The 12,001-nt window shown below is 39.4% G+C and carries 9 protein-coding genes; 4 read left to right on the top strand and 5 right to left on the bottom strand.

What is annotated here, in order from left to right; translation table 11 throughout:
• Positions 1 to 242: 242 nt before the first annotated feature.
• Positions 243 to 1,436, bottom strand: a complete 1,194-nt coding sequence (locus tag ACTJKC_RS18575; RefSeq protein WP_440794240.1) for an NAD(P)/FAD-dependent oxidoreductase — start codon at positions 1,434 to 1,436, stop codon at positions 243 to 245.
• Positions 1,437 to 1,490: 54 nt separating this feature from the next.
• On the opposite strand from ACTJKC_RS18575, the gene ACTJKC_RS18570 reads away from it, so the two are divergent.
• From ACTJKC_RS18570 to ACTJKC_RS18560, 3 genes are all read left to right on the top strand, one after another.
• On the top strand, positions 1,491 to 2,630 hold the full coding sequence (locus ACTJKC_RS18570; RefSeq protein ID WP_440794238.1) for a 5-(carboxyamino)imidazole ribonucleotide synthase: 1,140 nt from the start codon (positions 1,491 to 1,493) through the stop codon (positions 2,628 to 2,630).
• 95 nt (positions 2,631 to 2,725) lie between these two features.
• A complete protein-coding gene (gene purE / locus ACTJKC_RS18565; RefSeq protein ID WP_344851013.1) occupies positions 2,726 to 3,244 on the top strand; it encodes a 5-(carboxyamino)imidazole ribonucleotide mutase in 519 nt (172 codons plus the stop codon).
• Between the two features lie 90 nt (positions 3,245 to 3,334).
• Positions 3,335 to 3,925 carry a hypothetical protein gene (locus tag ACTJKC_RS18560; protein ID WP_440794236.1) on the top strand — a complete coding sequence of 197 codons (591 nt, stop codon included), beginning with the start codon at positions 3,335 to 3,337 and terminating at the stop codon, positions 3,923 to 3,925.
• A 370-nt stretch (positions 3,926 to 4,295) separates the two neighbouring features.
• On the opposite strand, the gene ACTJKC_RS18555 is transcribed toward ACTJKC_RS18560, so the two are convergent.
• Entirely contained in the window at positions 4,296 to 4,859 is a 564-nt protein-coding gene (locus ACTJKC_RS18555) for a YqgE/AlgH family protein (protein ID WP_440794234.1), read from the bottom strand.
• Between the two features lie 46 nt (positions 4,860 to 4,905).
• On the opposite strand from ACTJKC_RS18555, the gene pdxH reads away from it, so the two are divergent.
• Positions 4,906 to 5,556 carry a pyridoxamine 5'-phosphate oxidase gene (gene pdxH, locus ACTJKC_RS18550; protein WP_440794232.1) on the top strand — a complete coding sequence of 217 codons (651 nt, stop codon included), beginning with the start codon at positions 4,906 to 4,908 and terminating at the stop codon, positions 5,554 to 5,556.
• A gap of 619 nt (positions 5,557 to 6,175) precedes the next feature.
• On the opposite strand, the gene ACTJKC_RS18545 is transcribed toward pdxH, so the two are convergent.
• The 3 genes from ACTJKC_RS18545 to ACTJKC_RS18535 are packed head-to-tail and all read right to left on the bottom strand — an operon-like array spanning position 6,176 to position 11,836.
• Positions 6,176 to 7,090 carry a DUF1735 domain-containing protein gene (locus ACTJKC_RS18545; RefSeq protein WP_440794230.1) on the bottom strand — a complete coding sequence of 305 codons (915 nt, stop codon included), beginning with the start codon at positions 7,088 to 7,090 and terminating at the stop codon, positions 6,176 to 6,178.
• A 22-nt stretch (positions 7,091 to 7,112) separates the two neighbouring features.
• Positions 7,113 to 8,714, bottom strand: a complete 1,602-nt coding sequence (locus tag ACTJKC_RS18540) for a SusD/RagB family nutrient-binding outer membrane lipoprotein (RefSeq protein ID WP_440794228.1) — start codon at positions 8,712 to 8,714, stop codon at positions 7,113 to 7,115.
• A gap of 11 nt (positions 8,715 to 8,725) precedes the next feature.
• On the bottom strand, positions 8,726 to 11,836 hold the full coding sequence (locus tag ACTJKC_RS18535) for a SusC/RagA family TonB-linked outer membrane protein (RefSeq protein ID WP_440794226.1): 3,111 nt from the start codon (positions 11,834 to 11,836) through the stop codon (positions 8,726 to 8,728).
• Positions 11,837 to 12,001 lie beyond the last annotated feature (165 nt).

Below are 12,001 nucleotides of genomic sequence, written 5' to 3'. Positions count from 1 at the left end.
CCAAATCTCGCGGGTTTAAAAAAATGTGAGCTTTAATTTAGCTTGCCCCAAAAGAACCACTGTTTTAGGTTAAATAAACCTGATAGAACGAAAAGCCCGGAGCGCAGCGAGGACTTGCAATGATAGCAGGGCTGAACTCCCCGATGAAAACTGAACTGTTCATTTTCAAAAAAACATCAATCATCTTAGCCAACTGAGGGAATCTAAGTGTTTATCAAGTTAAAACCTCGCAGGTTTATTGACTAAATATTCTGCGCGATCACAAAACCACTGGCCCAGGCCCATTGAAAATTATAGCCGCCCAGCCAACCGGTAACATCCAAACATTCGCCGCCAAAAAACAAGTTTGGAATCTTTTTGCACTCCAAAGTTTTAGAAGAAATTTCATTCGTATCTATCCCGCCACGCATTACTTCTGCCTTATCGTAGCCTTTATCGCCGGCAGGTTTAACTTTAAAGTGGTGGATGGTTTGTTCAATTAAATCAATTTCAGCCTTTGTTAATGCAGCTACAGGCTTGCTTAAAGGTAAAAACTTGCCTAAAGCATCGGTGAACTTTTTGGTATAAATCCGGTTTAATAAGGTAGATAATAGCATTTTACCGTTATGTCTTCTTTCCTCATCCAATAAGTCAAACACATTTTGGTTTGGTAGCAGATTTAGATTGATCGTCTCGCCCCTCCTCCAAAAAGAAGAAATCTGCAAAATAGCCGGACCGCTCAATCCCCAATGGGTAAAAAGGATATTTTCTTCGAAAGAAATTTCATCATTGCTTACTTCGCAAAAAACAGCATTGCCAGAAAGTTGCGCAAACCATTCTTCGTCTTTCCCGGTAATGGTTAAAGGCACTAAAGCTGGGGCAGTTTCAACAATTTTCAGATCGTGTTTCCTGGCAAAACGCAAGGCAAAATCAGTTGCGCCCATTTTCGGAATCGGTAAACCTCCGGTAGCAATTACCAGTTTTTCGGCCGTTAAAACAACTGTTTTGCCATTTTTCTCATAACTTACTTTAAAAGAAGCGTCGGACAGTATTTCAATGTCCTTAACATCCGCATTACACCTGATTTCCTGTCCAAAATCTTCGCAGATGGAAGTAAAAACCAGCACTACATCCTTCGCATTTTTATCATCAGGAAATAATTGTCCCAAAGTTTTTTCTTTACCCTCAATGCCATAAGTTTCAAAAAAACTAATGGTATCGTCAACCGTCCATTGGGTAAAAGCAGATTTAATAAAATGCGGATTCGCCGATATAAACTGCTCAGCAGTTGCAAATTGGTTAGTATAATTACAGCGACCGCCGCCGGAAATCAGAATTTTAGCGCCAGGTTTTTCATTTTTTTCGAGCACAATTACTTTTTTACCCAGATAGCCTGCCTGCACCGCACACATCAATCCACAAGCACCTGCACCAATAATTATTGCATCAGCATTCATCAATAAAATTTATTATGGTTACTTTTGTGCAAAAATAGCATTATTTTCAAGCGCATGGCAAAACAGATTAGCGAATTAAAATTAGGTATTTTAGGCGGCGGACAATTGGGCAGAATGCTCATTCAACAGGCAATTAACTACAACGTAACCACATTGGTTTTAGATCCTGATCCTGATGCTCCTTGTAAACATATCTCAAATTATTTCGAAAATGGCTCTATTACCGATTTTGATACCGTTTATAACTTCGGAAAGAAAGCAGATATTATTACTATTGAAATTGAAAAGGTAAATATTGATGCGCTTGAGCAGCTCGAAAAAGAAGGTAAAAAGGTATTTCCACAATCGAGGGTGATCCGTTTGATTCAGGATAAAGGCGTACAAAAACAGTTTTTTAAGGAAAACGACATTCCTACCTCTCCTTTTCAGATTGTAAATACCAGGGAAGATATGGAGAATAGTCCTTTCCATTTCCCATACATTTTGAAATTGAGAAAAGATGGTTATGATGGTAAAGGGGTAATGAAAATCAATAGTGCTGCCGATTTGGATAAAGCATTTGATGCACCGTGTATTATTGAAAAATTAGTCGATTTTGAGAAAGAAGTTGCGGTAATTGTGGCCCGTAATGCCAATGGCGATATGAAAACCTTCCCCATGGTAGAAATGGAATTTAATCCGGAAGCCAATTTGGTAGAATTTTTGATTTCGCCATCTACTTTTGCCGAAAGCTTACAACAAAAGGCAGAGAATATTGCTAAAAATATCGCTTCTGCAATGAACATTACCGGAATTTTAGCCGTTGAAATGTTCGTGTGTAAAGATGGCGAATTATTGGTTAATGAGGTTGCTCCACGCCCACATAATAGCGGCCACCAAACCATAGAAGGTAACTATGTTTCGCAATTTGAACAGCATTTACGTTCGATTTATAACCTGCCCCTAGGCGATACCAGTAGCATTACCAACGCCATTATGATTAACCTGCTTGGCGAAAAAGGTCATGAAGGTGTAGCTAAATATGAAAATTTAGAGAAAATATTAGCTATAGATGGTGTTTATGTTCACCTGTATGGAAAAAAATATACCAAACCTTTCCGCAAAATGGGCCACGTTACCATTGTAGATATCGACAGGGAAAAAGCGATAGAAAAAGCACGTTTCGTACAAAAAACATTGAAAGTAATCGCATAGTCCACTGCCCCCCGAAGGGGGAACTAATAGCAGGGTGGAAATGCAAAATGCTTAAAAGAGCACTACAAAATATAAATAAAGATTAAACGATATATATGAACGCTGGAAATTCAAAGTCCCCGTCAGGGGATTTAGGGGCATTAGTAGGAATTATCATGGGCAGCAAATCAGACCTGCCCGTGATGCAAGATGCAGCTGATGTATTAAAAGAATTTGGAATCAATTACGAAATTACAGTCGTTTCTGCGCACAGAACGCCAGAACGCATGTTCAATTATGCTAAAGAAGCACAAGGCCGTGGCTTAAAAGTAATTATTGCAGGTGCCGGCGGCGCTGCACACCTGCCTGGTATGGTGGCTTCAATTACTACATTGCCAGTTATCGGTGTTCCGGTAAAATCATCAAATTCTATTGATGGCTGGGACAGTATTTTATCGATTTTACAAATGCCAAATGGTATTCCGGTTGCAACAGTAGCTTTAAATGCAGCTAAAAATGCAGGTTTACTGGCTACTCAGATCTTAGCTACGGCTGATGAATCTTTAACCGTTAAAATGCAGGCTTATAAAGATGAACTGAGGAGGAAAGTAGAAGAGTCTGCAGATAATCTTTAAAATTAATAATCAACACTTAACATGGCGCTCTTAGTTTTTCTCTTTGCTGGATTTATAATCCTCTACAATTTAATTATTAATTTAACCAATTTGTCTAATATCGTCGAATATTGTTTCGAAACCGGATCATTAGATGATTATTGGGATCTTTTTTACAAGGCCTGCATCAGCAGAAGGGCAATTTACAGCAGCATTATTGCTGCAGTTATCGGTTTTTTAACCTTTATTATCATTGCACCCTTTGTAATCATAAAAGGAATCGTTTTAGGCAAAAAAGTAGCTTATGATATCAGTTCCGGTGCCATTTTTAAATATGAAAATTATAACCTGCTCAATACCAAATTTGCCTATACCAATATAGCGCAATTGGGAATTGACCGTTTTGAAAGTACTGCAACCGGAAATCTGGCGGTAGACCTGCCCCTTATTATGGCCTATATAGAGCAAGCTTGCGATACCAATGGCATCAAAATCAAACAGCAACTGATGCAGTATTATGACTTAGTTAACGAGATGCAGGTGCAGGTACCACTTATTATTGAAACGGGCGAAAAAGTGTTTCCTGTGTATTTAATTTACACTGAACAGCATAGAGAATCATTTCAAAAAATTGGACCTTTATTGAAAGAAAATCACTTTGAAAACGCGATATATTTTTCAATTTTAGACATTAATGCTTAGTTTTTAGTCTGTGATATAAATAATGTATATATTAAAGAAAATAATTTTAAGTTAGCATTGATTATATCGATTGTTTCTTTAGTATTTTCTTCTTTATTTTTGATCATTTATGGTGAAATTAATGAATTAATCATCAATAATTTTACCTAAATATTCATTTGGTATTCACTTTTATATACCATGTGGGCAATATCTATATGTACACCCATTTTAATTATAATTTCTCTATCAAGAAAAATTAATAAAGAACGGCATGGAGTTATGTTAATGCAGAAGCAATTATATTATTAATTGTAGCTGGGATTTACGACATTGTTAATTCTTTTTTATTACCAAAGATATTAACTCAACACGCCCATCCAACTCCAAACTAATTCAAACTCGGATCAGCCGGAAAATTACTGATGTGTGCATATTTCGGTCCGAGATTTACAATAACATCCCGCCATAGTTTTTCATCATCATTGCTGAAAATAAGCTCAGGATCAAATTTATCGCTCACCATCCACGCATTTTGCTCTATTTCGCGGTCTAACTGGCCTTTGTCCCAACCCGAATAACCCATAAAAAATTTCACTTCATCCTCGCTGATGGCATTGGTATTTAAAAGGATTTTAAGTGTTTCAAAATTTCCACCCCAGTACAAACCATTTCCAATATCTTCTCCACTTTGCAATTTATCATAACACCTATGTATAAAGTGTAAGGTATCCGCAGCAACCGGTCCGCCAAAATAAATGTAGTTTTTCGCATCCCATAAATCCTGTATTACATCGTTCAGGATCAAATTTCCTACCTGGTTCAGGATGTAGCCCACCGTGCCATCATCACCATGTTCGGTTAACAATACCACAGATCTTTTAAAATTGGGATCGGCCATAAAAGGTTCTGAAATGAGCAAGCGGCCGGTTTTTGGTTTTATATTGTTCAGCATGATGATAATCATTTGTTACACCGTAAAAGATGCCTATTTTTGTTGTATGCAAGTTACAAATGAATTTCTACAAAACCTGCGCCAAGATTACAAAAGCGCTTCGCTGGATGAATCTGACGTTGATGAAGATCCGGTTGTCCAGTTTCAAAAGTGGTTTCAGCACGCAGTAGATGCCCAGATATACGAACCCAATGTTATGACCCTGGCTACCGCTGATAAAGCAGGAAGACCTGATGCACGTATTGTACTGTTAAAAGGCGTTGATGCAGACGGATTTAGGTTTTTCACCAATTACCTGAGTGCCAAAGGGAAAGAACTTAAACGTAATCCTTATGCCGCTTTGGTGTTTTTCTGGCCGGAACTGGAAAGACAGGTGAGAATTGAAGGAACGGTAGAAAAATTAGATAAAGAAACTTCTGAAGCATATTTTAATACCAGACCAATTGCCAGTCAGATTGGAGCAGTGGTTTCGCCACAAAGCCAAGTAATTCCCGACAGGACATTTTTAGAAGAAAAAGTTGAAGAACTTAAAGCTAAAACTGCTGATAAAGGTGTTGCTAAACCAGCGCACTGGGGCGGTTATATCGTAAAACCAACAAGGATAGAATTTTGGCAAGGAAGAAGAAGCAGGCTGCACGACAGGATAAACTTTGAACTGATAAAAGGCATCTGGACCAAAACCAGGTTAGCGCCATAAATTGCTTAAAAAAATAAATAGAGATCGGCTATCCAGCAAGATCTCTATTTTAACTAATCATTAACTAACCTAAATTTACTAGGAAGTACCTTTATTCAAACGTCTGCATTTTTACAAATGCTAACGGTAATTTTCTTTATTGTATTAAGCAATCTTATTGCTTTTTTGTTTTTCCTGATGAATCAAAAATCCTCAAAAAAGACATTAAAATGAAGCAGGTATCGATGAATAATTGCTTTGTATCGATAAATAAAACACATCCTAACTTTTACATTTTATTTAACAAAATTTAACTTTATAATTTTGTTAATCAGCATTTTAAAGCATAAACAAAAAGTAAAAATTTAGTTGTAACGGGATACTATTTCGTTGTAATAAGATGCGAAGAATCGTCATTGCGAGAAGGCTTTTTCAGCCGACTAAGCAATCTTTCTTGCAAGAATTACTTGCCGGGAAGATTGCTTAGTCGTACCTCCCCGCAATGACGAGTTTTTTATTGAGTCTGTCAATGGTAGCTTGTTTAGGGCCTTACATAAAATCAATTTATTTAAAGCGTTTCGACAGGCTCAACATGACAAGCAGAAATGAATTATTTCTATTAAATTAACTTGAAACGCTTTTACCTCGCGCTTGCGTATTTGATTACCAAACTTACATCTCTGGTCGTCGAAGTTGGGTTCCACCTGAAATTTAAGGTAAATGTTTTGGTAGCCGGATCGTACTTATTATCCTTACCCGCTAAATTAGCTAATGTGGCATTACCTAAGGAAGTCATGGTAACCAGATTTGTAGCAGGATCAACAGTAGCCCTGAGGTTATCGATACCAGAAACACTTGAAGTTCCGCCAGCCCATCTTAAATTGGTAATTTCAACGGTGGTTGCACTTACCGTACTCAAAGTAAGATTGGGATTGCCGGCCAAACTGCCGCTTAACGCATCATTTGCAGGAACTCCCGGTGCAGTGTACCTGATTACACTACTTCCGGTGCCAACAGAATAGATTCCATCGTAGGCATTTTTTGCATTAATTTTAAATAAACCACTGCCATAATTGCCACTCACTGTACCGGATGAAGTCGATTTCACGACCACGCCCAGTGCATAGCTCTTGCTGAAATCGAAAGCACTGGTTTTAAGTTTAACATGGAATATACCCTGTTTCTGTCCTTTTGGGATGGTAACCGTGTAAGATGGCACAGTGTACAGGCTGGCATCCAGGTTTGTAAGCACAGCAGCAGACGTAGACATTGCACTCACTATTGTGGCATCAAAGCCCAACGTTACCGTTACATCTTCGGGAGCACCATCTACGCCTGTATAGTTGATCAAAATCGGACAATCAACTTCTGTTACGGCTTCAAAAGATTTAGTTACCGATGCATACGCGGTAGAACTTGTTCTCGAAGGCAGATCGGCCAGTTCTACAATACCGGCAGAACCATTTTCGGCATAAATGCCATCCTGCTTGGTGCATGATGAAAAGCCCGTTGCCATTGCCAATAAGGCAAAGCCAATTTTTTTATAATTTTTCATATCTATTTTCATTATCTAAAAATTAGTTGGTGTTAACATCCCAGAAAATTTTTGAAGTATATGCACTCAAACCAGTGGGAACATTTGGATTTAAATTATATTCTGTAGTTGGATACAGGTTTCGTACAGGTAAGCGGTCTGCTGTGGTAGCCGACGATTGCAAGGACACAAAAGTGGTAGTGGCCGCCGTGCCTGAAACGGCCGGATAACCAGTTCTTTTATATTCCTGCCAGGCCTCGTAACCGTTTACAAAATTCAGGGCAATGTATTTTTGTGTTATAATAGCCTCTAAACGTTGTGCTGCAGTAGTTGCCAGATTATAATTAACCAGATAACTACCTGCATTTGCTGCTTTATAAGCCGTTAAATAAGCATCTAAAACAGTACTTGTAGCTGATGTTGTGGTTGCACCTGATTTTTGCAGGTAATTGTATGATGCCCTGATGCCATTGTCGAAATTGGTTGCAGCATCTCCTGATAAAGTATGGCCTTTTAATGCCGCTTCGGCAAGTAAAAAATAGGTTTCAGCAGCTGGCATAATTAACTGACCCATTACCCTGCTTTTTAGTATTCCCTGAGTTGCAGGAGCACTTAAAGCTGTTCCAACACCGATATACCAGGCCGGGTAGCCCGAAATCCACGAAGGTACATTGCTTTCGTTACCCAATTGATTGGTTGGTGTGGTATTGGCAGCATAATTTTTGTAAATCAGTGCACCACGGGTAGCATCGCTTAGTTTTGTGCCATTATAAAAAGAGAAGATCCATTTTGTTGGAATCTGCTGTGCTGCATACGCGCCATTGCTACCGGTGTAGGTAGAATGATAAGTATTCCAGAGCGGATTTTGGCGCGCACTTGTGCTTACAAAGCCCGGATCGATCAGTACATCACTGGTTAAAAAACCTTCAGCAGAAAATGTACCAAAAGCGTTAGCTGCAAAAGAAGCCAGCGGACCATCTTGCGCCCTTGTTAAAATACGCAGTTTAATGTTGTTTGCAAACTGGATCCATTTGGTAACATCGCCACCAAACATCACATCTGCAGAACCTAAAGCTTTTACCACTGTGCTTGATCCATTTGCTTTAAGCTGTGCAATAGCAGCGTCGATTTCTGTCACCAGCGATTTGTAAATCGTTGCCGCATCATCATAATGTGGCGTAAGGTTATCAACACCAGCCAAACCCTCTGTGTAAGGCACATTGCCATATTCATCTACCAGAATCTGATAGTAATAAGATTTCATTACCCTTGCAACTGCATTAAAGAGTACATATTTGCTTACGCCAGAAGTTGAAGTAATGATATACTGATAACTTCTTAAATCAGAAAATGCGCTATTAAACAGGCCGTTATTTGTTCCTGAGTTCCAGTTATAGGTAAAAAAGGTAGACCCGGAAAAAGAATAACCACCTGCATTAGCCTGATAACCAGCCATCCACGCACCATAATTAAAGTAGGTGATAAAATTTGAGGCCGTATTATTTAGGGTAGCCGGCAAAACCAGTTCTGGTGAAGAAGAGGTTGCCGAATTGGTATTTTCGTTGATATCCAGGTAACTCTTTTTACAGCCAGGGGCAGCAAAAATGATGGTTAAAAGGACAGTTAATTTTAAAAATCTTTTCATAATTCTTGTCATTAGAAAGTTAATGATATGGTTCCGCCGTAGTATCTTGTTGGAGGCGTTTGCGATAACGAAGTAATCCCCACCGCGTTACTGTCTGATCCGTTATTACTGTAATCAGGATCGGCATATTCGTTCGATTTTGGTAACCAGATAAACAAGTTTCTACCTTGCGCACTGATGGTGGCCGATTTAATAAATTTCACATTCCGCAATACCGAAGAAGGAAGTTTATAGGCAAGGGCAAGCTCCCTCAGTTTCCAATAATTACCCGAGTACACATAATTGCTGGTTACACCCGAATATAAGCTGCTGCTGGTCCAGAAACCTGCACCACCATCTGATACCGTAACACTGTTATTGGCTACATAAGTTCCGCTGGCCGAATCGTAGTACGATGAATTAGGAAAAACAAATTTCTCTCTGTTGTAATAAGCACTTCTGGCCGATGAACCAGAGAAATCGTAAGTAGAACCTGCGGTGCTGTACTGAACATAGTTCGACCTGTATTCAAACAGGCCAGATAGGGTTAAGCTTTTGTAAGAAAGCTGAAAATCAAGCCCCAACCTGTTCTTTGGAATGGTATTGCCTAAAATATTACCGGTTGTTGTTCCTACCGGATAACCTGTGTTTTTATCAACCACTACCCTGCCTTCCGAATCGCGGATATAATCAGACCCGATGATTACCGGATATACATTACCAACCTGTCCGAAAATGGTCGAACTGTTACTTACACCAATGCGGGTTAAATCGTTTGATAATGAAACCAGTTTATTATTGTTGTAAGTGTAGTTGCCACCAAGGGTTAATTTCCAGTCGCCTTTTCTGATTGGTGTAAAATGCAGGGCCGTTTCCAGTCCTTCATTGGTTAACTCTCCTGTATTCAACAAATAATAACTATAGCCCGTAGTAACCGGAACACCGGCGGTAATCGCTTGTCCGGTAGAGCTGGTATTGTAATAGGTTACCGTTCCGTCAATTAAACCTTTAAATAACCTGAAATCTACACCACCCTCGTAACCGGTAGTAATTTCTGGCTTCAGATTATTCGACACTAAAGTATTATTAGGGGTGTAACCTGTACCATAACCATAACCGGTTTGAGAATCGAAGGTAGATTGCAACGAGTAAGCACCACCGTTTGTAGTATTACCCACGTTTACGTTACCTACTTTCGAAACCCCTGCCCTGATTTTCAAATAATCAATAACCTTGCTGTTTTTCAGAAAGCTAAAAGCATCAGTCGGAATAAACGATACATCTGCTGCAGGATAGAAAAACGACCTGTTCGCTGGTGCCAGTACCGAAACCCAATCGTTCCTGCCTGTTACGTGCAGGTAAAGGTATTTTTTATAACCCACAGTTACGTCGGCCCATACCCCGTATTGACGCGTATTGTAATTAGCCTCTCCTGCAGATGGCGTTCCGGTAATGTTACCTAAATTATACAGTTCACTTACCTGCAAACCACTGCCTGAAGCGTTAAGATCTTTATAGGTATAACTTTTTAAAGAGGTTCCAAGCAAGGCATTGAAAGAGAAATCTTTCACATCTTTTTTAATATTGGCAAAAAAGTCGGTACTAAAGTTACTCGTATTCAGCATTTCATCACTTACACCACTGCTTTGGTTTGTTTTGGCAGAATGATCTAAAGTGTATTGTGTGTAATTATAACCTGTAGTGCTATTTTTATTCCTGTAGTAACGGTTAGAGATAGCTGCTCTGTAAGTAAAATCCAGCCAGTCAGCCGCTTTATATTTCAACTCCAGTAATCCAGTCAAATAATCGTTGGTGGTATTTTGCCTGTAATTATCTATAGACCAGTAAGGATTTTTATAATAGTCGTTGTAATAACTATCCGGATTGCCCCAACCCGTTGCATCCTGCCAGTTTGAATACGACAGTAAAGGTATCTGTGCAGGTGTATTTAACAGGTTATCATAAACTGTAGAAGTTGCACTGGTAATGTCGTATTTGTTCTGGGTATAACTCGCATTATAATTTGCAGAAAACCTTTTGGTAAAATTGCGCGAACCGTTAAACCTTAAAGCCGCTCTTGTGTATTTATCCTTTGGAGTGGTTCCTGATCCATCTAAATACTGGGCAGATAAATAAGTAGATGATTTCTCATCAGCTGATGAAATCGAAAAATCGGTTTGGTTAGATACACCTGTTTTCCAGAAATCGTATTTATCATCAGTAGCCGAATAAGGCGTGTATTGTTGTGCACCACTTTCGGTTACACGGCCAATTGCCCTTAAAGTTCCATCAAATGCAGGGCCATACTGCTGGTTTTCAATCGGATCGTACACCTGAGCACCAGAGGTAGAACCTGATCCGAAGCGGTTCTGCAATAATGGATAATAGCTCACCTGTTCCAATACCGTGGTGTTAGCTACTTTGATTACCGGCGTTCCGATTTTACCTTTTTTAGTGGTGATGATTAAAGCACCGTTAGATGCATCCGAACCATATAATGCGGCTCCGCTTGCACCATTTAGTACGGTGATATCATCAATGTCATCGGGATTCAGATTTCCCAGAATAGCATTTGGTACCACAGCACCATCCAACACAATAAGCGCCTGGTTATTACCGGTAATAGAGCGGTTACCCCTTAATACCAAACGGTAACTTGGGTTTACGCCACTACCAACGGCATTAATTTGCAAACCCGGTACTTTACCTACCAAACCTCCGGCAATGGTTGGCGATTTACCAGCCGTTAACGATTCGTTATCTATTCTGGTAGAAGCATAGCCCTGCTCCCTGGCCGTTCTTTTAATACCGCCAGCTGCAATTACCACTTCATCCAGACTGTTAACATCAGATTCTAGTGTAACATCAATGTTTTTGGCATTTACATTCTGTTCTCTTGTTTTGTAACCGATAAAAGTAAATACAAGGGTTTGAACACCCGATGATACTTTGATGGAATAAACTCCGTTGGCGCCAGTGGTTACGCCATTACTTGTTCCTTTTACTTTTACACTCACCCCGGGAAGTGGTAAGCCGTCTTCTTTGGCCGATACCACCCCGGTAACGGTTCTTTCCTGCGCCGAAACCCTGGTTACGAGCAAAACAATAAAGAACAACAAACACTTTAGTAGTTTTCTTTTCATTTACGTTTTTAGTTTAATAAGTTAATAATGTGTCTGAAAAATTAATCACAACAAGAATTGCAACAGCAGCCAACGCCCGGCTTTAATTGAAACATGTAAAATGGTTAGTTAAATTTTTCACCATACACGGAAATTGAGAGAAGATCCGGTCCGTTACGAACAAAT

The organism is Pedobacter sp. 22226, from assembly GCF_052045455.1.
Taxonomy (GTDB): Bacteria; Bacteroidota; Bacteroidia; order Sphingobacteriales; family Sphingobacteriaceae; genus Pedobacter; species Pedobacter jeongneungensis.
The sequence above is the reverse complement of the archived record's forward strand: the minus strand, read 5'-3'. Positions and strand labels throughout refer to the sequence as shown.

Bases quoted from the DNA above. Each gene is read 5' to 3' on its own strand.
- pdxH (WP_440794232.1), top strand. From the start codon at position 4,906: ATGCAAGTTACAAATGAATTTCTACAAAACCTGCGCCAAGATTACAAA.
- ACTJKC_RS18545 (WP_440794230.1), bottom strand. From the start codon at position 7,090: ATGAAAAATTATAAAAAAATTGGCTTTGCCTTATTGGCAATGGCAACG.
- ACTJKC_RS18555 (WP_440794234.1), bottom strand. From the start codon at position 4,859: ATGCTGAACAATATAAAACCAAAAACCGGCCGCTTGCTCATTTCAGAA.
- ACTJKC_RS18575 (WP_440794240.1), bottom strand. From the start codon at position 1,436: ATGAATGCTGATGCAATAATTATTGGTGCAGGTGCTTGTGGATTGATG.
- ACTJKC_RS18570 (WP_440794238.1), top strand. From the start codon at position 1,491: ATGGCAAAACAGATTAGCGAATTAAAATTAGGTATTTTAGGCGGCGGA.
- ACTJKC_RS18540 (WP_440794228.1), bottom strand. From the start codon at position 8,714: ATGAAAAGATTTTTAAAATTAACTGTCCTTTTAACCATCATTTTTGCT.
- ACTJKC_RS18535 (WP_440794226.1), bottom strand. From the start codon at position 11,836: ATGAAAAGAAAACTACTAAAGTGTTTGTTGTTCTTTATTGTTTTGCTC.
- purE (WP_344851013.1), top strand. From the start codon at position 2,726: ATGAACGCTGGAAATTCAAAGTCCCCGTCAGGGGATTTAGGGGCATTA.